Origin of the sequence: Nonomuraea sp. NPDC049269 (genome assembly GCF_043197155.1) — a bacterium.
In the GTDB taxonomy this organism is placed as follows: domain Bacteria; phylum Actinomycetota; class Actinomycetes; order Streptosporangiales; family Streptosporangiaceae; genus Nonomuraea.
The window spans coordinates 197,449-221,773 of record NZ_JBICSO010000005.1; the positions used below are offsets into that span (position 1 = coordinate 197,449).

Consider the following 24,325-nt stretch of genomic DNA (forward strand, 5'->3'; position numbering starts at 1 on the left):
TTCGGGAGACGGTCATTTATAAGGCCAGGTAGACCGGAGGCTTGAGGTGCGGTTCGGAATCTTCTACGAGCATCAGCTGCCCCGCCCCTGGGAGCCGGACAGCGAGCAGCGCCTGTACGCCGACGCGCTGGAGCAGGTCGAGATCGCCGACCGGGTGGGGTTCGACTACGTGTGGGAGGTCGAGCACCACTTCCTGGAGGAGTACTCGCACTCAGCGGCGCCCGAGGTGTTCCTCGCCGCCGCCTCGCAGCGCACCAGGAACATCCGGCTCGGTCACGGCATCGTGCAGGTGCCGCCGCCGGTCAACCACCCTGCCAGGGTCGCCGAGCGGGTCGCCACGCTCGACCTCGTCTCAGGTGGCCGGGTCGACTTCGGCACCGGGGAGGCGAGTTCGGCGGCCGAGCTGGGCGGGTTCGGCGTGGACCGGGAGCGCAAGCGGGCCATGTGGCAGGACTCGCTCGACGCGATCACCCGGATGTTCGTCGAGGAGCCGTTCGCCGGGTGGCATTCGCCGTACCTGCGGATGCCGCCGCGCAACGTGATCCCGAAGACTGTGCAGAAGCCGCACCCGCCGCTGTGGGTGGCCTGTTCGCGGCGGGAGACGATCCACCTGGCGGCGCGGAACGGGATCGGGGCGCTGTCGTTCGCGTTCGTGCATCCGGAGGACGCGGAGAAGTGGTCGCGGGACTACTACCGGTTGCTGGAGTCGGAGGAGTGTGTGCCGGCGGGGTTCGCGGTCAACGCCAACCTGGCGATCGTGTTGCCGATGATGTGCCACGAGGATCCCGCCGAGGCCCGGCGCCGGGGCGCTCTCGGGGCCGGGTTCTTCGCCTACGCTCTGGCGCACTATTACGGGCCGTCGAAACACACTCCCGGCCACAGCAGCATTTGGGGAAATTTCACGAAAGATGGCCCTAAGGTGGGGCCGCAAGGGACGGATCCGCTCGCGGGCGCATTGGGTAGTCCGCAGCAACTCATCGACCTCATTGCCCGGTACGAGGCGGCCGGCGTCGATCAAATGATCTTCGTACTCCAGGCCGGGCCGAACCGTCACGACCATATTTGCGAAAGTCTGGAATTGTTCGGGAAAAAGGTCCTTCCCGCATTCACCGAAGGCCGCGAAGACCGCGAGCGTGACAAGTTCTCGCGCCTCGCCCCCGCCATTGAAGCCGCCCTCTCCAGACGCTCCCCGGCCAGGACACTGTCCCAGCCGTACGTGATCGACGAGGACGCGGAACTGTCCCGCCTCACCCACCGCCCGGCCCCCACCCCGGCGGACCTCCTCGCCACGGCCCGCAAACGAGCCCGCCTGACGGCCCGGCACCTCCTGTCCCGCTTGGTCGCGGGCCGCTCGGACGAGAACCTGGCCCGCTGGCTCACCCCTGGCCGGCAGCGCCTCCTGTTCACCCTCATGGCCCGCTCCTTCCAGCCGGACAAGGCGTTCGGCTTCCACGGCACCCTCGAATTCCGCCTGCAACCCCGCTCCACCTGGACCATCGCCATCCGAGGCCCCCGAGCCCGCGCCTTCCCGGGCCCGGCCCGCGCCCCGTCCCTCACGCTCACCCTCCCGGCCGCAGACCTCCTCCGCATCCTCGCGGGCACGGCCAACCCGGCCGCCCTGCTGGTGTCCGGCCGCCTGGAGATAACGGGCGACGTGGCACTGGCTTCCCGGGTAGCGGAAATGTTCGGCGGCCCTTCGCCGTACTAGCCGGGGCCCGGGGGAGCGCCCAGCCGCCCGAGCGCCCAGCCGTCCGAGAGACCGGGCGTCCGAGAGACCGGGGGCCGGGATCTGAGGAGCCGCAGGTCCGGGAGGCAGGAGGTGCGGGGACCGGGAGGCAGGGGGTTCGGGGAGTCCGTGAGCCGAGATGTCCGTGAGCGGCGGAGTCCGGGGGCTGGGCTCCAGAAGTCCGCGAGCCCATCCGAGCGCCGCGTCGGCGAGAGCGGGTACGGCGGAACCCGGCGCCTGTCAACGCCGCCCAGCTCAATGCCGAAGAACACGGCCAATCATGCGCACGTCACGGCGCCAAGCCACCTCCACCAGAGGAGCGTGCCCCTGGACAGCCCCCAGCCCCGGTCGGCGCTTGGGGCTCACCGTGCTTAGCCGTACAAAAGACCGAAAAAAGCAGGCTCACCGCGCAGCCGCACGAAAAATCATCCTAGGAGCTTCCGCGCCGCCTGTTCGATCTCCTCCTCGGACATCAGCACATGGCCGGCCGCGTCTCCCAGCGGAATGAAGCTGTCCGCCGACGTCACCCGCGCCACCTGCCCGGAGAATCCCGCGTCCATCAGCTCGGCCACGATCCCCTCGGACACCCCGCCCGTGTGCCGGGTCTCGTCGGCGATCAGTACCTTGCCCGTCAGCTCAGCCGCCCGTACCAGGTCCTCCACCGGCAGCGGCGCCAGCCACCGCAGGTCCAGCACCCGGCAGCCGAAGCCCTCCTGCGTGAGACGGACGGCGGCCCGCAGGCTCATCCGCAGCCCGTTGCCGAACGTGACGATCGTGAGATCGCGCCCGTCCCCATAGGATCGCGCCCGCCCGATCGGGACGTGCGTCTCGGGCCAGCGCGACGGCGGCGCGTACGACGCCAGCCAGCCGCCGTCACCCTCCTCGAACAGGTCGCGCGTGTGATAGAGCGCGATCGGCTCCAGGAACACGCACACGGACCCCTCCGTGCGCGCGGCCGCGAGGCAGGTGCGCAGCATGGCCGCCGCGTCGTCGGGACGCGACGGCGAGGCGATGACCAGGCCGGGGATGTCGCGCAGCGCGCCGACCGCGTTGTCGTTGTGGAAGTGGCCGCCGAACCCCTTCTGGTACGCGTAACCCGCCACCCGCACCACCATCGGGTTGAGGTAGGCGCCCCGCGAGAAGAACGACAGCGTGGACGCCTCGCCCCTGAGCTGGTCGAGCGCGTTGTGCAGGTACGCCAGATACTGGATCTCGGGGACGGGCAGCAGCTTCGACACCCCCGACCCGAGCGCGAGCCCCAGGATGGACTGCTCGTCGAGGTGCGTGTCGAACACCCGCCCGGCGCCGAACCGCTTCTGCAGCCCCCGGGTGACGCCGTAGACGCCGCCCTTCTTGGCGACGTCCTCGCCGAAGACCATCATCTCCGGGTGGACGGCCAGCGCGTCGGTCAGCGTGCGGTTGATGGCCTGGGAGAGCGTCAGTGGCTTCTCGGCCTCGGGCAGCGAGCCGGCGAACGCGCGTTCCCTGACCGAGGCCTCGGCCGCCACCGGGCTGATCCTGGCGATCATCTCGGCGCGGCGCGGTGCGAGCGGCTCCATGATCTCCTTGGCCGAGCCGAGGCGCGGGCCGCGGCTGGTCTCCAGGGCGATCCGCAGCACGTGCTCGCGGGACGACTCGTAGTGCGTGAGCAGCTCCTCGGGCGTCATCAGCCCCGCCTCGACCAGCAGCCGGGCGGTGGTGAGGAGCGGGTCGCGCTCCATGTCGGCGCGGATCTCCCGCTGGGTGCGGTACGCGGACTCGACGTCCGACCCGGCGTGGCCCATAAGCCGGACCGTGCTGAGGTGCAGGAACGCGGGGGAGCGGTTGGCCCGTACGTGCTGGACCGCCCGCGTGGCCGCGTCGTAGGCGTCGGCCAGGTCACAGCCGTCGGCGGCGAAGTATTCGATGCCGGGACGCCGCGCGCTCGCCGCCACCCAGCCCTTGGGCGTGCGGACGCTGATGCCGATGCCGTTGTCCTCGCACACGAACAGGATCGGCAGCGCCTGCCCCTGATGCGTGGCATAGGCGGCGGTGTTGAACCCCGTCAGCGCCGTGGCGTGGTTGACGGACGCGTCGCCGAAGCTGCACACGGTGATCGCGTCACGCGGCCACGGCGAGGGGACGTCCAGCGCGCGGGCCCGCTCGATCGCGAAGGCGACGCCCACCGCGCGTGGCAGGTGGCTGGCGATCGTCGAGGTCTGCGGGATGATCGCCAGGTCGGGATGGCCGAACACCTTGTGCCGGCCGCCCGCGATCGGCTCCTCCGCCGAGGCGGTCAGCCCCATGAGCACGTCGCGGATGCCTTGCTCGGGCAGCCGCCCGGCCTGCTCGGACCTGGTCAGGTAGAAGGCGCCGGAGCGGTAGTGCAGCAGCGCGGGGTCGTCCGCCCGCAGCGCCGTGGCGACCGCCGCGTTGCCTTCGTGGCCGGCCGAGCCGATCGTGTAGAAACTCTCGTTCTGCTCGCGCAGCCAGCGGGCCGCGATGTCGAGCAGGCGGCTGTCGAGCTGGCGCTGGAAGAGGGTACGGCACTGCTCGCCGGTCAGCGACGTGCCCTCGCGTACAGGCAGGCCGGGATCACGGGCCGCGCCCGTCCTCAGCGTCGTAACCGCTTGGGTGAAATGGGTCTCAACAGTGTCGCGCGCCACAAGGCGATTATGTCGTCCCGATACCGGGTTCGTCTGCCTGTCGGGAGGGACATGTTGTGGACCGGTCCGATTGACCCCGATCTATAACAGATTGTCAGATTGAGCGACTTTGTGGCCAACCTGAATGTTTACTGGGAACGATATGCGTGGCACCCTCAATGCCGCGTTGAACACAGGGATCCAGAAAGGAACCCGCATGTTACAACGCATCCGTGTCGCCGCCGTCGCGCTCGCGACGGCCGCCGGGGTTCTCGCCCTGGCACCGTCGGCGTCGGCCGCGGCCAAGGCCCCCTCCATCTCCGACGTGGACCTCAGCCCGGGCTCCCCGGTCGTGGTCTTCGACAAGCCGGTCGCGGTGACGTTCACGTTCACCACCGCGGACGCCAAGACGGCCGAACTCCAGCTCAAGCCGCCCGGCCTGAGCGTCGGCACGCCCGTCGAGCTCAAGCCGGCCCCGTTCGGCCTCCGGACCAAGTGGACCGGTACGAAGAGCTTCGAGGCGAAGGACGCCGGCAAGTGGAGCTTCCTCGCCATCGCCCACGGTGACGGCGAGAAGTCCGTCAGCGGCACCTTCGACATCCAGAAGGCCCTCGTCACCAAGATCGTCGACTTCGGCGCCAGCCCCGGCGAGGTGGACCGCGGTGACCTGATCAGGGTCTCCGGCCGGCTCCTGGCCGACGGCAAGGGATACGCCGGGCAGTCCGTGGCGATCACTTTCCGTGAGAAGGGCGCCGACGCCTACCGCGGTGTCACCACGGTCACCACCGGCCGCGACGGCTGGTTCGCCACCAAGGTACGGGCCAGGGCCACCGGCTACTGGCGGGCCGAGTTCGGCGGGAACAAGGAAGCCAGGGCGTCGGTCAGCGACAGCGACCGGGTCGACGTCCGGGTCAGGCACGATCGCGACAGCAGGATCGCCGGCTTCGACGCCTCACCCGAGCCCGTCGACAAGGGCGCCCGGCTGAACTTCACCGGCACCCTGCAGGCCGAAGGCTGGCGCGCGCTGCCCGGCCAGCGGGTCTCGATCTTCTTCAGGGCCGATGGGTCGCGCCGGTGGGAGTACGTCACCAGCGACGTGACGAACCGCGACGGCCGCTTCTGGGCCAGTGCGACCGCTGAGTCGTCGGGCTGGTGGCGGGCCGCGTTCGCCGGCACCGAGGGCGTCAGGGGCTCGGTCAGCGACGCCGACCAGGTCACGGTCGTCGAGCCCACCCCGCCGCCGACGGCGGAGAAGTCGGTCAGCCGCGTGATCAAGTTCAACGCCTACCCGGAGCCGGTCAAGCGCGGTAAGTACCTGAAGTTCAGGGGCAAGCTGCAGATCGACGACAGCGGATCCTGGGAGGGGTACGCGGGCAAGGTCGCGCTGTACTTCAAGCCGGTCGGCGCGCACAAGTGGCAGTACGTGAAGACCACGTCATCCGGTGACAGCGGCAAGCTGTATGCCAGGGTCAAGGCGTGGAAGTCGGGCTCGTGGAAGTTCGTGTTCGGCGGGGATGACGATTTCTACGGCGACAGCAGCCGTAGGGACTATGTCCGCGTGACGCGGTAACCAGGCCGGAACGGCACGATTGAGGCCCGGGGCTGCACGCTCCGGGCCTCAAGCGTCGGTGCTACGACTCGGGCTCGGGAGACTTCGCACCGATGCTGATGAGCATCAACTTGAGCTCACCGAACCCGGCCTTGAGCTCGGCTATGTCCTTGTCGACCTTGTCGATCCTTGCCTCGACCTTGCCGATGCGCAGGTCGACGCTGGCTATATCCCGATTTACCCGGTCGAAGCCATTCTCCGTGTCCTTGCTGAGCATGAAGACCTTCTCGTAGAGAAAGTCGGTTCGTGCGTCGATCCTCTTTTCGAGTTGATCCGCTCGTGTCTCGATCTTCTTGTCGAGATCTTTTGTCCGCTTGTCGATCCTGTCGAGGACGTTCTTCCCGACGATGTCCACGCGGTCGTGCAGGCTAGTGAACCGTTGTTCGATCGAGGTACCAGGCACGCCACTCACCGTATCGGTCTGGAGGGCAGAGACCTTCTCTTGCAGGTCGATGACTGCCAAGTGCAAATCCAAGGCTGGTTCTCCTTTGGGGAAGGGGGATGGGTTGAGAACCCATCGGGAAAGCTACCCTCCGTAACGAGTCCGTCGCAGTCAGATACGAAAACCTGTGCGAGCTACTCCGCCCGCCTGAACTGCGCGATCCCCACCCCCAGCAGAACCGCCCCCAGAAGAGCCACCACCCCCAGCTCCAGCCCCACCGGCACCTGGAAGTCGAACCACCGAACCCCCGGGTTGAGCACCGCGTTCACCTGCGCCGGAACGTCGAGATGGGAGAACACCGCCTGCCGCATCGGATCCACCGCGTACGTCATCGGGTTGACCACCGTCAGCAGGTGCAGCCACGACGGCAGGTTCGCCAGCGGGAACATCGCCCCCGACAGGAACATCATCGGCATGATCGCCATCTGCATCAGCCCGAAGAAGGTCTGCATGTTGCGCATCCGCGCCGCCAGCATCACCCCGAACGCCGTGATCGTGAACGCCGCGAGGAACATCTCCGCCAGCAGCGTGACGATCAGAGCCGGTGAGTACGGTACGCCGACCAACCCGGCCATCGCCAGGATGACGACGCCCTGCCCGGTGGCCACGAGGGCCCCGCCCAGGCACTTGCCGACCACGATCGCCCCGCGTGAGACCGGGGCGACGAGCATTTCGCGCAGGAAGCCGAACTCGCGGTCCCACACGATGGACCCGGCCGAGAACATACCGGTCATGATCACGGTCATCGAGATCATGCCGGGATACATGAAGGTGCGGTAGTCGATGCCCGGGATGGTGCCGCGCACCAGCGAGCCCAGCCCGGTGCCCATCACGAACAGCCACAGCACCGGCTGCAGCAGCATCGACAGCATGCGGGTGCGGTCGTTGACGAACCGCAGCAGCTCCCGGTGCAGGACCACCTTGATCGCCCGGAGGTCGTGCCCGGTGCTGTGCACCGGCACCCGGACGCTGATCGCCTCTGTCGCCATGACTATCGCCTCGCCATCGCTCTCATCCACGCCCTGCCGCCCGACTCGGCGCCTTCCTCGGCGTCGCGGATCGTGGAACCGGTGTAGTTCATGAACACGTCGTCGAGTGAGGGCCGTGAGACGCTCACCGACCTGATCGGCATGCCGAGCTCGGCGAACAGCCGGGGCACGAACTCCTCGCCCGACGCGACGGCGAACGTCACCGCGCCCTCGCGCACGGCCGCGTCCAGGTCGAACTTCTCGCGGAGCGCCTTGATCGCGGCCTCGTCGTCGCCCGTCTGGATCTGCACCCGGTCCTTGCCGATGCTGGCCTTGAGCGCCTCCGGCGAGTCGATGACGACGAGCTCGCCGTGGTCGATGATCGCGATCCGGTCGCAGTACTCGGCCTCGTCCATGTAGTGGGTGGTCATGAAGATGGTGATGTCCTCCAGGTGCCGCAGCTGGTTGATGTAGCCCCAGATGGCCGAGCGGGTCTGCGGGTCGAGGCCGACCGTGGGCTCGTCCAGGAACAGCACCCGGGGCGAGTGCAGGAGCCCGCGGGCGATCTCCAGCCGCCGCTTCATGCCGCCGGAGAACGTCATGACCTTGGCGTCCTTGCGGTCCCAGAGTGCGACCATCTCCATGACCTGCTTGATCCGGTCGCCGACGATGCTCTTCGGCACGCCGTACAGCTCGGCGTGGAAGCGCAGGTTCTGCTCGGCGCTCAGGTAGCCGTCGAGCGTCGGGTCCTGGAAGACCAGCCCGATGTTCCTGCGCACCTCGTCGCGCTCCCGCACCACGTCGTACCCGGCGACCGTGGCGCTGCCGCCGGTCGGGTTGACGAGCGTGCAGAGCATGCTGATCGTGGTGGTCTTCCCCGCGCCGTTCGGGCCGAGGAAGCCGAAGACCTCGCCGGGTGCCACCTCTAAGTCGACGCCCTTGACGGCCTCGACCTTGCCGTAGTTCTTCTTCAGGCCGTGTACGGCCACCGCCGCCGCTGTCATCGTCAGTCCTCCGCGAGGATCTGGAAAACGGACTTACGTGTCTGCCTGAGCAGCTTCTTGGCCTGGGAGACCTGTTGGTCGTTGGCCGTCCGCGCCAGGTGGCTGAACGCCTCGTTGAGCTGGGCCCACAGCAGCCGCAGCTCGTGCCGGTCCTCGGGCACCGAGCGCGCCACCTCGTCCCAGGGCGGCTCGCCGTCGAGGTGCCGTTCGGCCTGCTCGCGGCCCTGCTCGGTCAGGCTGTAGATCCGGGAGCCGCCGCTCTCGTCGCTGGCGACCAAGGCCTCGTCCTCCAGTTGCTGGAGGGACGGATAGACCGAGCCGGGGCTGGGCCGCCACACTCCGCGGCTGCGCTCCTCGATGTCCTGGATCATCTGGTAGCCGTTCTTCGGCCCTTCGCTGAGCAGGCTCAGCAGCGCGGCCCTGACGTCGCCCCGCCGTACGCGCGGAGCACCGCCCTCCCAGCCCATCGGCGGCGCGCCGGGCAGGCCGCCCATCCCCGGCCCGCCGCCCGGGATGGGCGGCATTCTGAGGCCCATCCCGGGCGGTGGTGGTGCGCCGGGCGGGAACGGTGGATCCGGCGGGAAGTGGGGGTGTGGGGGTTCTGGAGCCGCTTGCGGGATGTCATCCCACAGGTGGGGATCACGCATGATGCCTCCAACTATCGAGATACCTTGACGATATATCTAGATAGTTGGCATGAAAAGCCCATGTTTTGCGGTTGTGGCACTCTGTTAGTGAGCGTTAACCGAGGCCGCGATGGCCGCCCTGGCCATCGCGTGCAGGAGGGGGCGCATGGCCTGCGCGGGCAGTTCGCCGGCGCTGTGCGGGGTGGAGTTGAGCAGCCCGAAGACGGCGTGCGTGGCGGCCCGCAGCCGCGGGGGCGGGCACGACGGGTGCAGCTCGGCCAGCACGGTCACCCATTCCTCGACGTACAGCCGCTGCAGCCGCCTGATCTGCCGCCGCTCCGGCTCGGGCACGTTGCCCAGTTCCCTGTCGTGCACGGTGATCAGTGCGGGCTGTTCGAGTGCGAAGGTGATCTGCACGTTCAGCAGCGCGTTGAGGGTCTCCTCCGGCCCGCCGGGCGAGGTGACCGCCGCTGCGGCCGACTCGCGCAGCCGCGAGCTGATGCCCAGGAGCATCTCGGCGAGCAGCGCCTCCTTGCCGCTGAAGTGGCGGTAGAGCGCCGGGCCCGAGACGCCGACCGCGCCGCCGATGTCCTCGATCGAGACGCCGTGGAAGCCGCGCGCGGCGAACAGGTTCGCGGCCGCGCCGAGGATCTCCAGGCGCCGGCTGCCACGGCTCCGCGTCGTCGTCACGTCTCACATGGTAGACGGTTACGTTAATGATGACTAACATCTGCCTCATAACGGAAGGGGGCACATGAGCGACTGGCCGGTGCTGAACTCGGCCGCGGACCCCGGCAGCGAGGCGTTCAAGCAGAACGCCGCGCTCAACGAGCGGCTCGCCGCCGACCTGCTGGAGCGCCTCGCCGTGGCCGCCGCGGGCGGTCCCGAGCGGTCGCGGCAGCGTCACGTGGAACGCGGCAAGCTGCTGCCGCGCGACCGCGTCGACGGCCTGCTCGACCCCGGCTCCCGCTTCCTGGAGCTGTCGCCGCTGGCCGCCAACGGCCTCTACGACGACCAGGCGCCGGCCGCCGGGATCATCACCGGCGTCGGCAGGATCGCCGGGCGCGAGTGCGTGGTCGTGGCCAACGACGCCACGGTGAAGGGCGGCACGTACTACCCGATCACCGTCAAGAAGCACCTGCGCGCGCAGGAGGTGGCGCTGCACAACCACCTGCCGTGCGTGTACCTGGTCGACTCCGGCGGCGCGTTCCTCCCCAAACAGGACGAGGTCTTCCCCGACCGGGATCACTTCGGTCGCATCTTCTACAACCAGGCCACCATGTCCGCGCGTGGCATCCCGCAGATCGCCGCCGTCCTCGGCTCCTGTACGGCGGGCGGCGCGTACGTCCCGGCCATGAGCGACGAGGCCGTCATCGTGCGCGACCAGGGCACCATCTTCCTCGGCGGCCCGCCGCTGGTGAAGGCGGCCACCGGCGAGGAGGTCACGGCCGAGGAACTGGGCGGCGGCGACCTGCACGCCCGGGTCAGCGGCGTCACCGACCACCTGGCCGACGACGACGCGCACGCGCTGGCCATCGTCCGCGACATCGTCTCCACGCTGGCCCCGAGAGCCGAGCGGCCCTGGGACCGGGCCGAGCCCGAGGAGCCCCGGCACGATCCCCGCGACCTCTACGGCATCGTGCCCGCCGACACCCGCCGGCCGTACGAGGTGCGGGAGGTCATCGCCCGGCTCGTCGACGGCTCGCGGTTCCTGGAGTTCAAGGCCGAGTACGGCTCGACGCTGGTCACCGGCTTCGCCCACCTGCACGGGCACCCGGTCGGGATCATCGCGAACAACGGCATCCTGTTCAGCGAGTCCGCGCTGAAGGGCGCGCACTTCATCGAGCTGTGCGACCGCAGGCGCATCCCGCTGGTCTTCCTGCAGAACATCAGCGGCTTCATGGTCGGCAAGGCCTACGAGGCGGGCGGCATCGCCAAGCACGGCGCCAAGATGGTCACCGCGGTCTCCTGTGCCAGGGTGCCGAAGTTCACGGTGGTGATCGGCGGCTCGTTCGGCGCGGGCAACTACGCCATGGCCGGGCGGGCGTACTCGCCCAGGTTCCTATGGATGTGGCCGAACGCCCGCATCTCGGTCATGGGCGGCGAGCAGGCCGCGAACGTGCTCACCACCGTCGGCAACGCCGACGCGGACGCCATCAGGGCCCAGTACGAGCACCAGGGCAACCCCTACTACTCCACGGCCCGGCTGTGGGACGACGGCGTGATCGACCCGCTCGACACCCGTACGGTCCTCGGCCTGGCACTCTCCGCGGCGGCCAACGCCCCGCTCGACCCCGTCGGCTACGGCGTCTTCCGGATGTGACTGTGCTCATGGCCCCATCGCTACCTTCGCAGGCGATGTTCCGTCGCGTGCTCATCGCCAACCGGGGTGAGATCGCGGTCCGCGTCATCCGTACGCTGCGTGCGCTCGGCATCATGTCGGTGGCCGTCCACACCGCCTCGGACGCGGACGCCCGCCATGTCCGCGAGGCAGACATGGCCCTCCAGGTCCCGAAATATCTGGACATGGTGGCGATTGTGGCGGCGGCCGAGGCGTCCGGTGCGCAGGCCGTCCATCCCGGATACGGGTTCCTCGCGGAGAACGCCGAGTTCGCCCGCCGCTGCGCCGCGGCCGGGCTGGTCTTCATCGGCCCGCCGCCCGAGGCCATCGACGCCATGGGCGACAAGATCCGCGCCAAGGCCACCGTCTCGGCCGCCGGGGTCCCGGTGGTGCCGGGCGGCGCCGAGCCCGGCGACTCGCTGCTGTCCTGGACGGACTTCCCCGCCCTGATCAAGCCGTCGGCGGGCGGGGGCGGCAAGGGCATGGTGCTGGTCCGCTCGGCCGCCGAGCTGCCCGACGCGCTGGAGTCGGCCCGCCGTACGGCCCGCGCCGCGTTCGGCGACGAGACCCTGCTGATCGAGCGCTACGTCGCGAACCCCCGCCACATCGAGATCCAGGTCCTGGCCGACACCCACGGCAACATCGTCCACCTGGGCGAACGCGAGTGCAGCCTGCAGCGCCGCCACCAGAAGATCATCGAAGAGGCCCCGTCGCCCTTCGTCGACGCGGCGATGCGCGAGCGGATGGGCGCCGCGGCGGTGGAGGCCGCCCGCGCGGTGGGTTATGTGAGCGCGGGCACGGTCGAGTTCATCGTCGACGGCACGACCGGCGCGTACCACTTCATGGAGATGAACACCCGCCTCCAGGTGGAGCACCCGGTCACCGAGCTGGTGACCGACCTCGACCTGGTGGAGCTCCAGCTCCGGGTGGCGGCGGGCGAGACGCTGCCCATCGCCCAGGACGGGGTACGGCTGCGCGGCCACGCCGTCGAGGCCCGCGTCTACGCCGAGGACCCGTCGCGCGGCTTCCTGCCCACCGGCGGCCGGGTGCTGCGCCTGGCCGAGCCCGACCGCGCCCGGATCGACTCCGGGCTGGTCGAGGGTGGTGTCGTGGGCAGCGAGTTCGACCCGATGCTGGCCAAGATCATCGCCTGGGCCCCCACGCGGGAGGCGGCCTTCGGCCGGCTCGACAAGGCGCTGGCCGAGACCGCCGTGCTCGGCGTGATCACGAACGTGCCGTTCCTGCGGGCGCTCGCGGCGCACCCGGCCGTGCGGGCGGGCGAGCTCGACACCGGGCTGGTCGAGCGGGTCCTGCCCACTCTGATCCCCGACGCCGGCCCGCCCGACGAGGTGCTGGCCGCCGCCGCGCTGGCCTTCCACGCCGCGCCGGTGGGTTCGGATCCCTGGGAGGTCGCGGACGGCTGGCGGGTCGGCGAGCGCGCGTGGACGTCCTGGCGGCTGGAGTCACGGGACGGCGTCCACACGGTCCAGGTACGCGGCCTACCGGAAATATCCGCAGAAATCCGCATAAATGAGCCAGGCGGTGGCGGTGTGGCCGTCCCAGCCAGGCTCCTGATCAGTGACGCCGAGCTGACCGTCACCCTCGACGGCCGTACCTCCCACTACACCCACGCCCGCCACGACGACACCCTCTGGCTGGGCAGGGACGGCCAGTCCTGGGCCCTGACCCGCCACCGCATCGGCGACCCCGGCGACCGCCCCGGCGCCGCGCACGCCGGCGACGGCGTGGTCAGAAGCCCCATGCCCGGCACCGTCCTGGTCGTCAAGGTCCAGCCGGGCGACCGGGTGAGCGCGGGCCAGCCGCTCCTCATCGTGGAGGCCATGAAGATGGAACACACCGTCACCGCCCCCTGCGACGGACAGGTCACCGAGCTGCCCGTACAGGCGGGCCGGCCGGTCGACATGGACGCCGTCCTGGCCGTCGTCACGGCAGTCTCGGCGGGGGAGTCATGATGCGCGGGCCGTACCCGATGGAAGGTCTTCCGCACCAGGTCACCGTCTACGAGGTGGGCCCGCGCGACGGCCTGCAGAACGAGTCCGCGATCGTCCCGGTCGAGGTCAAGGCCGAGTTCATCGACCGGCTCGCCGACGCCGGCCACCGGGTGATCGAGGCCACCAGCTTCGTCCACCCCAAGTGGGTGCCGCAGCTCGCCGACGCGCAGGACCTGCTCACCAGGCTCGACCGGCGGCCGGGCGTCCGCTACCCGGTGCTCGTCCCGAACGAGCGCGGGCTGGACCGGGCGCTGGCGAACGGCGTCGAGGAGATCGCCATCTTCGCCAGCGCCACCGAGACGTTCGCCGCCAAGAACCTGAACCGCGGCCTGGAGAGCCAGTTCGACATGTTCGAGCCGGTCGTGGCCAGGGCGCTCGACAACGGCGTCAAGGTACGCGCGTACGTGTCGATGTGCTTCGGCGACCCGTGGGAGGGCCTGACGCCGATCGCGCAGGTCGTCGCGGTCGGTGAGCGGCTGCTCGGCCTGGGCTGCCACGAACTGTCGCTCGGCGACACGATCGGCGTCGGCACCCCCGGACACGTGACCGCGCTGATCGAGTCGTTCCGCGATCCCGACCGGCTGGCCGTGCACTTCCACGACACCTACGGCCAGGCTCTGGCCAACACGCTGGCCGCGCTCCGGTCGGGCGTGCACGTCGTCGACGCCTCGACCGGCGGCATCGGGGGCTGCCCCTACGCCGAGTCCGCCACCGGCAACCTCGCCACCGAGGACCTCGTGTGGATGCTGCACGGGCTCGGCATCGACACCGGCCTCGACCTCGACAAGCTCGTGGCCACGAGCATCTGGCTGGCCGAACGGCTCGGCCGTCCCAGCCCGTCCCGCGTCGTCCAGGCTCTTGCGAAAGGCTGACCCACCATGCTCACCGACGAATACGAAGAGCTGCGCAAGACCGTCGAGGCGTTCGCCCGCGACGTGGTGGCGCCGGTGATCGGCGACTTCTACGAGCGGGAGGAGTTCCCGTACGACATCGTGCGCCGGATGGGCGCCATGGGCCTGTTCGGCCTGCCGTTCCCCGAGGAGTACGGCGGCATGGGCGGCGACTACTTCGCGCTCTGCCTGGCCCTGGAGGAGCTGGCCCGCGCCGACTCCAGCGTGGCGATCACGCTGGAGGCCGCGGTGTCGCTCGGCGCCATGCCGATCTACCGATTCGGTACGCCCGAGCAGCGGGCGACCTGGCTGCCGGCGATGGCGGCGGGCGAGACCCTCGGCGCGTTCGGCCTGACCGAGCCCGGCGGCGGCTCCGACGTGCCCGGCGGCATGCGCACCACGGCCACGCTCGACGGCGCCGAATGGGTGATCAACGGGACCAAGGCGTTCATCACCAATTCGGGCACCGACATCACCGGCGTGGTCGGCGTCGCCGCGCTCACCGGCGAGCGGCAGATCTCCACCATCCTCGTGCCGTCGGGGACGCCCGGCTTCACGGTCTCGAAGAAGTACTCCAAGGTCGGCTGGAACGCCTCCGACACCAGGGAGCTGTCCTTCTCCGACTGCCGCGTCCCCGCCGCGAACCTGCTCGGCGAGCGCGGCCGCGGCTACGCCCAGTTCCTGCAGACGCTCGACGAGGGCCGCATCGCCATCGCCGCCGTCGGCGTCGGCCTGGCCCAGGGCTGCGTGGACGAATGCCTGCGCTACGTCAGGGACCGGCACGCGTTCGGCCACGCGATCGGCCACTACCAGGCCATCCAGTTCAAGATCGCCGACATGGAGGCCCGCGTCCACACCGCCCGCCTGGCCTACTACCACGCGGCCGAGAAGATGCTGGCCGGCGTGCCGTTCAAGAAGGAGGCGGCGATCGCGAAGCTCGTCTCCTCCAACGCCGCCATGGACAACTCCCGCGACGCGACGCAGATCTTCGGCGGGTACGGGTTCATGAACGAGTTCCCGGTGGGCCGCTTCTACCGCGACGCCAAGATCCTGGAGATCGGCGAGGGCACCAGCGAGGTCCAGCGGATGCTGATCGCCCGCCAGCTGGGGCTGGGTGACCTCTAAAGGAGCGCGAAACTCTGTAACCGTGACGACCAGTTACAGGACTCGGTGCCCAGTATGGAGACGCCGTTGACGTAAGCGTAGACGCATCTGTTCGTGCTCCTGTTGGAAATGCCCCAGCCGCCACCCTTCCAGTTGCTGAAGTACCACATCTGATTTGCGGCGCCGGTGCAGCGGTTGGCCCGGATGCCTTTGGCGGCGTCCTCGACGCATCGGCCGGTGGACCGGTTCACCAGGAAATGAGTACCGTTTGGGTTATTGTAGACGTCGAATTTCTGATAAATGAGGTTGTTGCACGGGAAGATCCGCAGGCCGTAGCCGGAGCTGTCGTCGAGACATCTGCCGGTCGCGTTGCTTTTGATGACGCGCACGTACGGGGCGTAGGCCGAGGATTCGGTGGTGGAAGTCGGCGTAGCCGTGGCGCTCGTGGCCGAAATGCCCAGGGCGAGGACGCCGACGGCGGTGCCGACTCCGAGAAGGCGGAAGGTGCGATTCACTGGGGCTCCTTGGGTGATGGACTTTTCCTCCCCAGTGATAGGCCGGTCCGCCTGCAATGTGCTTTCAGCCGTCCAACAATTAGTTCGACGTGCCGATCTTCTCGGCGACCGATCTGGCCACGTCCAGGGCGCCCTTGGCCAGCCTGCCCGCCGGGTCCTCGGTGACGTGCCGCTGGTAGGCGACCTGGATCACCGCGTTGCTGACCCGGACGCCGACGGTCGCGGTGGTCGGTCCCTTGCCCGTGTCGCCGGGCAGCGTGTACAGGGTGGTCCAGGAGGCGTCGCCGATGGGCGGTTCGGCGGGGGCGGAGGTTCTGGCGAGCAGGACGGCCTCCTGCCGCAGTCCCAGGAACTGCTCGTGCGCCGCCGTCAGATCCCCCGGGAAGACCTTCACGTACACCTGGAGTCGGAACTGCATGTTGCCCGGCATGCCCGCGCCGGGCGCGAGCGTCGACCACTCGCACTCCTCGGCCTTGATCTGCGACTTGTCCGGGAACAGCGTCAGCTTCTTGACCAGGTCCTCGTCGGTGACCGCGCAGGGGTCGACGGTCTTGGTGAATGTGGCGGTCCCGGTCGGCGCGGGCTCGCTCGTGGTGGCCTGCTCGGTGGGCGAAGCCTCGGTGGGTGCGGGCTCGGCCGTCCGCGTGGTCGCGACGGCCACGGGTACGGCCGTCTTGTCCGGCTGGCGGGTGAGCAGGAACAGGACCGTGAACAGCATGAGCACGACCACGGCCGACGCCCCGCTCAGGATCGCCGGCGTCACCCGCAGCCCGGGGCGGGACTGCTGGGTGGGAGCGGTGTGCCGCACGGCCGCGGTCGGGAAGTCCTGCTGCTGGTAGTCGTTCATCTGAATGGTGGCGCGGAGACCCGGTCCGTCAGGGCCGGAAGGAAGCGCCATCCCTCCTTTCGAAAACAGTATGGAAAGTCTCGGTCACGTTCGGTAATATGTGCGGTGGGTGAGGGTGTTGTGACAGGAGGTGCATGATGGCGATTCGTCGCTCCGCCACCAAACGGCACGGCCTGCCCACGGTCGTGCAACTGCGGCTCACACCCGCCCCGGATCAGGCCGAGGCGCTGGCGGCGGCGGTGCTGTTGTGCAATCAGGCGGCCACCGTCGTGTCCCGGCTGGCGTGGCAGCACCGGATCTTCGCTGTGGTGGAGTTGCATCGGCTGGCCTATTACGAGGTGCGGGCGCAGGTGGCCGGGCTGGGTGCGCAGGCGGCGGTGCGGGCGATCGCCCGGGTCGCCGGCGCGTATGCCAACCGGCGCGCCAGCAAGAAACGCGCTCACATCTTCCGCCCGCAGGGCGCCGTTCCTTATGACGCCCGGTTGATGAGCTTCAACCGTGACGCCCGCACCGTGTCGCTGTGGACCCCCACCGGCCGCGTCACCGTCCCCTACACCGGCCGACCAGAAGACCTCAAAGCCGTGGAGACGCTGCCGCTCGGTGAGGCCGATCTGGTCTGCCGGCGCGGGGTGTGGCTGCTGCAGGTCTCCCTCGCCCTGCCCAAGCCGGTGGCGCGTGAGCCGGTCGGCGGTTTTGTGGGGGTGGATCAAGGGGTGGCGAATCTGGCGATCACCTCCGATGGCGCGGTGCTGCCTGGCCCGGCGTTGGCCGGGCCGATCGGCGGCAACGGTCATGTCCGCACGCTGCGGGAGCGGCGGCATCGCCAGCGTCGCCGGTTGCAGAAGAAGGGCACTTCTGCGGCGCGGCGGGTGCTGCGCCGCCTGTCCGGGCGTGAGCACCGGATGATGACCGACCTCAACCACCAAATCTCGACGTTCGTGGTGCGTGAAGCCGAACGCACCGGCCGTGGTGTCGCCCTGGAGGATCTGCAGGGTATCCGCGGTCGGGTCAGGGCTCACCGGCTCCAGCGACGCACCCTGCACAGCTGGGCCTTCGCCCAGCAGATCACGTTCACCCGCTACAAGGCCGCCCGCGCCGGGCTCGCCTTCCTGCTGGTCGACCCCGCCTACACCTCGCAGGCGTGTCCGGAGTGCGGGAATGTCAGCAGGGCGAATCGGCCGGCGCGGGGCCGGTTCGTCTGCACCGGGTGCGGCCTCGCTGGGCACGCCGACCACATCGCGGCCCGCAACATCGCCCAACGCGGCATTGCGGGCTGGGCTGCCATCAACCAGCCACACGCTACCGGCCTCCCTTCACCCAGACGGGACCGTGAGAGCAAACCACCAGCTTCAGCCGGTGGCAGTTGATCGCGCCTTCTGGAGGGTGTCGGCCACCGCGCGGGCGGTCTTGAGAGCGGTGTCCCGGAGTTGCGGGGTCACCTTCGTTCGCTTCGGATGGCTGACCTCCACCTGGATGATCACGTTGCTGATCCGCATCCATATGGTGGTGGTCGAGGTGTGGGTGATGCCGGCTTCCTTGTCCTGGGCGGCCGCCTCGTCGCCCGCGCTCACCTTCCTGATGTGCGAGGTCGTCACCGTCTGCTCGCTGCCGGCCGCCCCGTCGCGAGCCCGTACGGCCTGCGTGAAGGCGCGTTCGGCGGCCTTGACCTCGCTGGAGTGCTTGACCTTGAGGTTGATGGACGTGGTCTCGAGGAGCCCGCCGAGCCCGACCGACCAGTAGCACTCGCTCTCGTCGTAGAGGCGGGGCTGCCGGGAGCGAGAGCCGGGCAGGACGCGCCGCGCCTGCTCGTCGGTCAGGAGCGAGCACGCCTTCGGCGGGCGGCCGAAGGCGCCGTCGCCCCTGGCCGGATTGGTCGGCGGCGCCGTGCTCGTCGTCGGAGCGGGCGCCGCGGTCGAGGCGGGCTGGGCGACGTGGGTGGCCGGCGTCGTGACGGCGGGCGAGCCGCCAGAGCCGCCGGAGCCGTTGAGGAGCACGACCGCCGTGACCACGATGGCCGTACCCGCCGCCAGTCCGCCCAGCACGTATGGTGTGCGGCGGCGTGGGCGCGCCCGCACCGGGACCGTGGCGGGCGCGGTCTCACGCGGCCGGACGGGCAGCGGGACCGCCAACGACTCCAGGTGCGCCCTGATTCCCTGCGGGTGCGGCCGGGCGGCCGGGTTCCGGTCGAGCATCGCCAGGAGCAGGCCGCCGAGCGGGCCCGCGTTGACGGGCGGCGGCGGGGGCATCGTGAGCACGGCCGCGACGATCGCCATCGCCGAGTCGCGCTCGAACGGTGCCCGGCCCTCGGCGGCCAGGTACAGGGTGGCGCCGAGCGACCACAGGTCGGCCATCGGGCCCGACGGCTCGCCGCGCAGGTGCTCGGGCGCGATGTAGCCGGGGGAGCCCGCGACGCCGCCGGCGTGCGCCGCGGCGGCGGCCGTACCCGCGCCGGGGACGTCACCCGTGTGCGCGGCGATGCCGAAGTCGGTCAGGACGACCTCGCCGAGGTCGGTGATCATCACGTTGCCCGGCTTCACGTCCCGGTGCAGGATGCCGCGGCGGTGGGCGGCCTCCAGCGCGTCGAGCACGCGCAGGCCGATCGTGGCGACGTGGCCGGGCGGCAGCGGTCCGCGTTCCTTGACCAGATCGCCCAGGGACCTGCCCGCGAGCAGGTCCATGATGATCCAGGGCTGGCCGCCCTCGGAGATCACGTCGTGCACGGTGATGATCGACGGGTGGTTCAGCGCCGCCGCCGCCCTGGCCTCGCGCAGCGTGTCGACCAGGGCCCGCTGCTGGTCCTGGCCGGGCGGCAGCCGTACCTCCTTGACCGCGACCTCGCGGTGCAGCAGCTCGTCACGCGCCCGCCACACCGTGCCCGCGCCACCCGCCCCGAGCGGGGCGAGCAGCTGGTAGCGTCCGGCGATCACGCGCATGGTCAGGAGGCCTTGGCGTCGAGGTTCGCGGCGAGGAACTTGGCGGCCTGCGCGGCCTTGTCCCGCAGGGCGGCGTCCTTGGCCACGTCGTGCACGAAGCGGAACTCGCCCACCATGTTGCCGGTGCGGAAGAGCACGTGCACCTCGACCTCGTGCTTGTTGCTGAACTTCACCCTGGAGATCTCGTACGCGATGGCCTCCTCGCCCGCGCCGGGGATCTCGAAGACCTCGCCCTGCTTCTCACCCGTGCCGCCTCGGCCCGCCTTGTCCTCGGCCTCCTTCTTCGCCCCGGCGACGTGCTCCTGCGCGAGCGTGGTCTCGTAGCCGTCGCCCTGCGGCGGGTACAGCCAGAGCGTCAGGAAGACGCTCAGCTGCTTGCCCGCCGGCGGGAAGCCCGCTGTCGCCCACGTACATCTGAAGGTCGGGTCGGTCGACGAGGTGAGGAACGTGCCGACGAGCCGGGTCGCCTGCTCCTTGGTGAGCAGCTGGCAGGGCCGGGGCATCTTGGAGAACTTCCCGGCCGGCAGCGTGGCCGCGGGGGAGGAACTGGCCGACGCCGACGCCGAAGCTGACGCGGTCGGCGCCGCGCTGGTCGGGGCCTTGCTGGGCGCCGGTTTCGTGGTACGCGCCGCCGCCGGGGTGGGCTGCGGCGACGGCGTGGCGGAGGACCCCGTGGTGAGGATGAGCGTGACCGCGACGACGAACGCCACGACCACGGCCGCCGCCGAGCCGTACGCGGCCGCGCGCGAGACCACCCACGCGGGCGCGGGCGTTCTGACGGTGGCCGCCGCGTGGCCCGCGACCCGCTCCAGCCCCCGGCGCAGCGTCCGCACGTCGGGCCGGTGGACGGGGTCCTTGGCCAGCAGGCCGAGCAGGAGCGGGGCGAGTTCGCCCGCGCGCTGCGGCGGCCTCGGCGGCTCGGTCATCACCGCGCCGAGCGTGGCCATCGCGGTGTTGCGCTGGAACGGCTGTACGCCCTCCACCGCCGTGTAGATCGTCGCGCCGAGCGAGAAGAGGTCGGACGGTGGCCCCGGCGCGACGCCCTCGGTCAGGCATTCGGGCGCGGTGAAGCCGGCCGTGCCCACCGGTACGCCACCCTGTTGGGCGGCCGCACCCGTCGGAGCGGCGATGCCGAAGTCGGACAGCAGGATGCGGCCGTCATCGGCGAGCAGCACGTTGCCCGGTTTGACGTCGCGGTGGAGCAGGCCGCGCGTGTGCGCGGAGGCCAGCGCCGACAGCACGAACAGGCCGACGGAGGCCGCCCAGGCCGCCGACATCGGCCCGCCGGTCTTGACGGCCTGGTCGAGGGAGCGCCCGCGGACCAGCTCCATGACGATCCACGGCTGGCCGCCGTCGTCGATCACGTCGTGGATGCCGACCACCGCGGGGTGCCGGATCCCGGCCGCCGCGCGGGCCTCGTGCAACGTACGGTGGCGCAGCGCGGCCTGGTCGGCGGGGGAGAGGTTCGGCGGGATCAGCACCTGCTTCACCGCCACCTCGCGGCCGATCATCGTGTCGTGCGCGCGCCAGACGATGCCCATGCCGCCGCGGCCGAGCTGTTCGAGCAGCTGGTAGCGGCCGCCCACGAGTCGCGGTTGGTTCATTGCCTCACTCCTGGCGGTTCAATGCCTCGGCCAGCCGGCGCGCGGCGTCGCGCGCTCCCTTGCGCAGGGCGGCGTTGTTGCCGATCTTGTTGACGTTGACATAACCGATCTCGACGTTCACGTTGCTGAGCCGGAAGATCACGGTGACGTTCTCGGCGTTGCCCTTGGGGCTGACCAGTTCGTAGCCGAACGCCTCGTCGCCGATGCCCTTGATGTCCTGGACGTTCCGGCGCTGCTGTTTGATCGGCTTGGCGAGGCCGATCTCCGGCCAGGACCACGTGATCTCCGCGTCCTGGCCGCGGAGGTTGCGCAGGTTGACGTAGTTCTCCTCGGCGTCCTCCGGAACCGCGCTCCACCTGTCGGTCCCGCTGGAGCCGGTCAGTACCGCGGCGGACAGCCCCGTGCCGCGGGTGGTCCACTCGCACGAGTCGCCGTCGCGCCTGCCCTTGCCCACGCCGGGCGCGAGCTTGGCGACCTGGGCGGGGGTGAGCAGGGTGCACAGGTTCACGGCGGCGGTGAACTTGGGCGTCTTCTCCGGCTCCGGTTCCCTGGTGGGGGTGGGAGCGGGGGTGGAGGCGGCCGTCGTGGTCGGCGCCTGCTGCTTCACGGGCTCCGACACGGGTTTCGCGGGCGTGTCCGCGGGCCGCAGGGCCACGAACGCGACCGCCGCCACCGCCGCCGCGACGACCACGCCGCCGACGACCATCGGCAGCCGGCCGGCGCGCCTGGCCATCGGCTGCGTGGCCGCCAGCGCCGGCCCGCCCTCCGCGACCCGCCGCAGCAACTGCTCCGCCGCCTGCGGGACGGGTCTCTGGTACGGCTCGCGGGCCAGCATCAGCATCAGCACCGGCCCGAGGTTCCCGGCGCGCTGGGGTGGCCGGGGCGGCAGGGTCAGTGCGTCACGCAGCACCGACATAGGAGAGGTGCCGACATAGGGAGCCTGGCCCTCCACGGTCGCGTAGAGCGTGGCGGCCAGCGACCACAGGTCCGACTCGGGGCCGCCGCGCTCGCCGCGTAACCGCTCCGGGGCGATGAACCCGGGCGACCCGATCAGCAGCCCCGACTCGGTGATCGTCGCCTGGTCCTCCAGCTTGGCGATGCCGAAGTCGGTCAGCACCACCCGGCCATCGTCGGTCAGGTACACGTTGGCGGGCTTGACGTCGCGATGTTGAATGCCGTGCGCGTGGGCGACGGACAGCGCCTCCAGCACCCGCAGCCCGAGCGCCGCGGTGCGCTCCGGCGACCACGGCCCATCGGCGGCCACCGCGTCCTTCAGATCGCGGCCCCTGAGCAGCTCCATGACGATCCACGGCCGCCCGTCCTCGGACAGCACGTCGTGAATGGTGATGATGCCCGGATGCCGCACCTGGGCAGCCGCCATCGCCTCGCGCATGGACCGCTGGAGTGCCTCGGCCCGCTCGGCCGGTGCGAGGGACTGCGGGAGCAGCACTTCCTTGATGGCGACCTGGCGATCGAGCAGCTCGTCGTGAGCGAGCCAGATCGTGCCCATGCCACCCTGACCGAGCGCCCGTAGCACCCGATAGCGGCCTGCGATTTTGGAATCCCCCAGACCAGGCACGCTGGAGACCATAGTGTTCAGCACTTTCGGTTCGCTATATTTCCGTCCCGTACGCGGTAACAGCAGCCCATTTGTAATGATCGTCGAGTTTAGGGGTGGCCATGATCCAGGGCCCGCAGGCACCGCAGGCGCCACCCGTACCTCCGGCCTCGTACTGGCCGGATGGGGGCGGCGAGCGGCCCGTCACGTCGAAGGCGCCAGGCTGGGCCAAGGCCGTGCTGGCGGGGGCCGCGACGGTGGCGGTGCTGGGCGGAGGGCTCATCGCGGTACGGAACGTCGGTCAGGAGGCCGCTCCTGTCGCGCTGCCGACCCCCTCGTTCGACCTGCCCTCCGACCTGCCTTCCACGTTGCCTTCCACGCTGCCGTCGTCGCTCCCCTCGTCGTCCAGGTTGCCCTCGGCGGCGCCCTCGTCGGACGCGGCGGAGACGCCCGCGGCCACCTCCACCTTCCCGCCGCTGAAGGCGGTGCCCGAGGTGTGCGACCTGCTGCCCGCGAGCCTGACCACGCGGCTCGCGCCCAAGTCGCAGTCCGAGCCTGGCGTCCAGAAGGACGGGTATGGCGCCCTGCGCAAGGGCTGCGAGTGGACGCAGAAGGCCAAGAACATCAGGAACGGCATCCTGGAATCGCGGACCATCTTCCTGGCCGTCAACGTCTGGCCCAGCGTCGAGGACGCGCGGGAGGACGCCGACTTCAACTTCGACTCGATGAAGGACATGGCCGGCACCAAGGAGGACAACCCCGCCCTGCGCTTCCTGAGCACGTACGGCGAGATGAAGGACCTCGACGGCATCGGCGACGAGACCCACGCCATGTACACCCAGAACCTCAAGGGCACCACGAACGTCTGGGCGTACATCGTGATGGGCAACACGACGATCAACGTCCGCTACTTCGGCACCGACAACAAGGACGGCCAGATCACCGCCCAGGGCGCGAACACCAAGCCGGTCGCCGAAGACGTGCTCATGAAGGGCGCCCAGGAGGTCGCCGAACAGACTGTCAAGGCGCTGACACGCTGAGGTGATTGGACGGCGGCCACGCGACGACTTAAGGTCGTACGACATGACGTCAGACGATCTCCACATCAGGAGAGCGGAGGAGGCCGACGCGGACGAGCTGTTCGCCTTGGCCAGGGAGTTCGGGCTGACCTTCAGGCCCGAGCGCAAGGCCTTCGACGCGGCGCTGCCGCAGCTGCTGCGCGACGACGACGTCATGCTGATCGCGGCCGTGGTGGGCGGCCGGGTCCAGGGTTACCTGCTGGGGTTCGTGCATCTCACGCTGTTCGCGAACGGGCCCGTCGCCTGGGTCGAGGAGGCGATGGTGCAGAGCGGGTCGCGCCGGCAGGGCATCGGCCGGGCGCTGCTGGTGGAGTTCGAGGCCTGGGCCCGCTCCAGGGAGGCCGGTTACGTGGCCATGGCGACGCGGCGGGCGCCCGAGTTCTACCACGCGCTGGGCTACGAGGCCTCGGCGACCATGTTCAGGAAGGTCCTCCGCTAACTGC

General features: G+C 70.1%; 20 protein-coding genes. 9 read left to right on the forward strand and 11 right to left on the reverse strand.

From position 1 onward, the window contains the following. Window positions 1–46 precede the first annotated feature (46 nt). Entirely contained in the window at window positions 47–1,708 is a 1,662-nt protein-coding gene (locus tag ACGFNP_RS28495; RefSeq protein ID WP_393324089.1) for an LLM class flavin-dependent oxidoreductase, read from the forward strand. A 443-nt stretch (window positions 1,709–2,151) separates the two neighbouring features. Here the strand turns inward: ACGFNP_RS28495 and ACGFNP_RS28500 are convergent, their stop codons facing one another. Then, complete coding sequence (locus ACGFNP_RS28500) at window positions 2,152–4,371, reverse strand: thiamine pyrophosphate-dependent enzyme (protein ID WP_358313086.1); 2,220 nt, start codon at window positions 4,369–4,371, stop codon at window positions 2,152–2,154. A 196-nt stretch (window positions 4,372–4,567) separates the two neighbouring features. On the opposite strand from ACGFNP_RS28500, the gene ACGFNP_RS28505 reads away from it, so the two are divergent. Continuing rightward, window positions 4,568–5,920: a hypothetical protein gene (locus ACGFNP_RS28505; protein WP_393324093.1), complete on the forward strand. Its 1,353-nt coding sequence runs from the start codon at window positions 4,568–4,570 to the stop codon at window positions 5,918–5,920. Between the two features lie 61 nt (window positions 5,921–5,981). Here ACGFNP_RS28505 and ACGFNP_RS28510 read toward each other — a convergent pair whose 3' ends face one another. From ACGFNP_RS28510 to ACGFNP_RS28530, 5 genes are all read right to left on the reverse strand, one after another. Beyond that, on the reverse strand, window positions 5,982–6,422 hold the full coding sequence (locus ACGFNP_RS28510) for a hypothetical protein (protein ID WP_358313081.1): 441 nt from the start codon (window positions 6,420–6,422) through the stop codon (window positions 5,982–5,984). Between the two features lie 113 nt (window positions 6,423–6,535). Beyond that, window positions 6,536–7,390, reverse strand: coding sequence for an ABC transporter permease (locus tag ACGFNP_RS28515; protein WP_358313079.1), 855 nt, complete (start codon window positions 7,388–7,390; stop codon window positions 6,536–6,538). 2 nt (window positions 7,391–7,392) lie between these two features. Next, entirely contained in the window at window positions 7,393–8,373 is a 981-nt protein-coding gene (locus tag ACGFNP_RS28520) for an ATP-binding cassette domain-containing protein (protein ID WP_393324097.1), read from the reverse strand. 2 nt (window positions 8,374–8,375) lie between these two features. Next, entirely contained in the window at window positions 8,376–9,020 is a 645-nt protein-coding gene (locus tag ACGFNP_RS28525; RefSeq protein ID WP_393324100.1) for a PadR family transcriptional regulator, read from the reverse strand. Window positions 9,021–9,104: 84 nt separating this feature from the next. Then, complete coding sequence (locus tag ACGFNP_RS28530) at window positions 9,105–9,689, reverse strand: TetR/AcrR family transcriptional regulator (protein WP_393324103.1); 585 nt, start codon at window positions 9,687–9,689, stop codon at window positions 9,105–9,107. Window positions 9,690–9,753: 64 nt separating this feature from the next. On the opposite strand from ACGFNP_RS28530, the gene ACGFNP_RS28535 reads away from it, so the two are divergent. The 4 genes from ACGFNP_RS28535 to ACGFNP_RS28550 are packed head-to-tail and all read left to right on the forward strand — an operon-like array spanning window position 9,754 to window position 15,367. Continuing rightward, on the forward strand, window positions 9,754–11,322 hold the full coding sequence (locus tag ACGFNP_RS28535) for a carboxyl transferase domain-containing protein (RefSeq protein WP_393324106.1): 1,569 nt from the start codon (window positions 9,754–9,756) through the stop codon (window positions 11,320–11,322). A gap of 35 nt (window positions 11,323–11,357) precedes the next feature. Beyond that, window positions 11,358–13,313: an acetyl/propionyl/methylcrotonyl-CoA carboxylase subunit alpha gene (locus ACGFNP_RS28540; RefSeq protein WP_393324109.1), complete on the forward strand. Its 1,956-nt coding sequence runs from the start codon at window positions 11,358–11,360 to the stop codon at window positions 13,311–13,313. Beyond that, window positions 13,310–14,224 (forward strand): hydroxymethylglutaryl-CoA lyase, encoded by a 915-nt coding sequence (locus ACGFNP_RS28545; protein ID WP_393324112.1) that lies wholly within the window; start codon window positions 13,310–13,312, stop codon window positions 14,222–14,224. Before ACGFNP_RS28540 ends, ACGFNP_RS28545 begins: the two co-directional genes overlap by 4 nt. A gap of 6 nt (window positions 14,225–14,230) precedes the next feature. Continuing rightward, window positions 14,231–15,367, forward strand: a complete 1,137-nt coding sequence (locus tag ACGFNP_RS28550) for an acyl-CoA dehydrogenase family protein (protein ID WP_358313035.1) — start codon at window positions 14,231–14,233, stop codon at window positions 15,365–15,367. Here the strand turns inward: ACGFNP_RS28550 and ACGFNP_RS28555 are convergent. Both ACGFNP_RS28555 and ACGFNP_RS28560 read right to left on the reverse strand, forming a co-directional pair. Next, on the reverse strand, window positions 15,364–15,861 hold the full coding sequence (locus ACGFNP_RS28555) for an RICIN domain-containing protein (RefSeq protein ID WP_358313032.1): 498 nt from the start codon (window positions 15,859–15,861) through the stop codon (window positions 15,364–15,366). The two genes, ACGFNP_RS28550 and ACGFNP_RS28555, sit on opposite strands and share 4 nt — an antisense overlap. Window positions 15,862–15,940: 79 nt before the next feature. Then, window positions 15,941–16,759, reverse strand: coding sequence for a hypothetical protein (locus ACGFNP_RS28560; protein ID WP_393324117.1), 819 nt, complete (start codon window positions 16,757–16,759; stop codon window positions 15,941–15,943). 86 nt (window positions 16,760–16,845) lie between these two features. Here ACGFNP_RS28560 and ACGFNP_RS28565 point away from each other — a divergent pair, with 86 nt between their 5' ends. Next, window positions 16,846–18,075 carry an RNA-guided endonuclease InsQ/TnpB family protein gene (locus ACGFNP_RS28565; protein ID WP_393324119.1) on the forward strand — a complete coding sequence of 410 codons (1,230 nt, stop codon included), beginning with the start codon at window positions 16,846–16,848 and terminating at the stop codon, window positions 18,073–18,075. Here the strand turns inward: ACGFNP_RS28565 and ACGFNP_RS28570 are convergent. From ACGFNP_RS28570 to ACGFNP_RS28580, 3 genes are read right to left on the reverse strand one after another with little or no spacing between them, the layout of a single operon-like run. Beyond that, complete coding sequence (locus ACGFNP_RS28570) at window positions 18,058–19,641, reverse strand: protein kinase (RefSeq protein ID WP_393324122.1); 1,584 nt, start codon at window positions 19,639–19,641, stop codon at window positions 18,058–18,060. The two genes, ACGFNP_RS28565 and ACGFNP_RS28570, sit on opposite strands and share 18 nt — an antisense overlap. A 2-nt stretch (window positions 19,642–19,643) precedes the next feature. Further along, window positions 19,644–21,245 carry a serine/threonine-protein kinase gene (locus ACGFNP_RS28575; RefSeq protein ID WP_393324124.1) on the reverse strand — a complete coding sequence of 534 codons (1,602 nt, stop codon included), beginning with the start codon at window positions 21,243–21,245 and terminating at the stop codon, window positions 19,644–19,646. 4 nt (window positions 21,246–21,249) lie between these two features. Further along, window positions 21,250–22,836, reverse strand: coding sequence for a protein kinase (locus ACGFNP_RS28580; protein ID WP_393325077.1), 1,587 nt, complete (start codon window positions 22,834–22,836; stop codon window positions 21,250–21,252). An 89-nt stretch (window positions 22,837–22,925) separates the two neighbouring features. Here ACGFNP_RS28580 and ACGFNP_RS28585 point away from each other — a divergent pair, with 89 nt between their 5' ends. Both ACGFNP_RS28585 and ACGFNP_RS28590 read left to right on the forward strand, forming a co-directional pair. Then, window positions 22,926–23,843, forward strand: coding sequence for a hypothetical protein (locus tag ACGFNP_RS28585; protein ID WP_393324127.1), 918 nt, complete (start codon window positions 22,926–22,928; stop codon window positions 23,841–23,843). Between the two features lie 43 nt (window positions 23,844–23,886). Beyond that, window positions 23,887–24,321 carry a GNAT family N-acetyltransferase gene (locus tag ACGFNP_RS28590; protein ID WP_358313014.1) on the forward strand — a complete coding sequence of 145 codons (435 nt, stop codon included), beginning with the start codon at window positions 23,887–23,889 and terminating at the stop codon, window positions 24,319–24,321. Window positions 24,322–24,325: the final 4 nt, after the last annotated feature.

Excerpts from the sequence above, each read along its gene's own strand:
- ACGFNP_RS28505 (WP_393324093.1), top strand. The coding sequence starts at position 4,568 with ATGTTACAACGCATCCGTGTCGCCGCCGTCGCGCTCGCGACGGCCGCC.
- ACGFNP_RS28515 (WP_358313079.1), bottom strand. The coding sequence starts at position 7,390 with ATGGCGACAGAGGCGATCAGCGTCCGGGTGCCGGTGCACAGCACCGGG.
- ACGFNP_RS28520 (WP_393324097.1), bottom strand. The coding sequence starts at position 8,373 with ATGACAGCGGCGGCGGTGGCCGTACACGGCCTGAAGAAGAACTACGGC.
- ACGFNP_RS28525 (WP_393324100.1), bottom strand. The coding sequence starts at position 9,020 with ATGCGTGATCCCCACCTGTGGGATGACATCCCGCAAGCGGCTCCAGAA.
- ACGFNP_RS28535 (WP_393324106.1), top strand. The coding sequence starts at position 9,754 with ATGAGCGACTGGCCGGTGCTGAACTCGGCCGCGGACCCCGGCAGCGAG.
- ACGFNP_RS28540 (WP_393324109.1), top strand. The coding sequence starts at position 11,358 with ATGTTCCGTCGCGTGCTCATCGCCAACCGGGGTGAGATCGCGGTCCGC.
- ACGFNP_RS28545 (WP_393324112.1), top strand. The coding sequence starts at position 13,310 with ATGATGCGCGGGCCGTACCCGATGGAAGGTCTTCCGCACCAGGTCACC.
- ACGFNP_RS28550 (WP_358313035.1), top strand. The coding sequence starts at position 14,231 with ATGCTCACCGACGAATACGAAGAGCTGCGCAAGACCGTCGAGGCGTTC.
- ACGFNP_RS28560 (WP_393324117.1), bottom strand. The coding sequence starts at position 16,759 with ATGGCGCTTCCTTCCGGCCCTGACGGACCGGGTCTCCGCGCCACCATT.
- ACGFNP_RS28565 (WP_393324119.1), top strand. The coding sequence starts at position 16,846 with ATGGCGATTCGTCGCTCCGCCACCAAACGGCACGGCCTGCCCACGGTC.
- ACGFNP_RS28570 (WP_393324122.1), bottom strand. The coding sequence starts at position 19,641 with ATGCGCGTGATCGCCGGACGCTACCAGCTGCTCGCCCCGCTCGGGGCG.
- ACGFNP_RS28575 (WP_393324124.1), bottom strand. The coding sequence starts at position 21,245 with ATGAACCAACCGCGACTCGTGGGCGGCCGCTACCAGCTGCTCGAACAG.
- ACGFNP_RS28580 (WP_393325077.1), bottom strand. The coding sequence starts at position 22,836 with ATGGTCTCCAGCGTGCCTGGTCTGGGGGATTCCAAAATCGCAGGCCGC.
- ACGFNP_RS28585 (WP_393324127.1), top strand. The coding sequence starts at position 22,926 with ATGATCCAGGGCCCGCAGGCACCGCAGGCGCCACCCGTACCTCCGGCC.
- ACGFNP_RS28590 (WP_358313014.1), top strand. The coding sequence starts at position 23,887 with ATGACGTCAGACGATCTCCACATCAGGAGAGCGGAGGAGGCCGACGCG.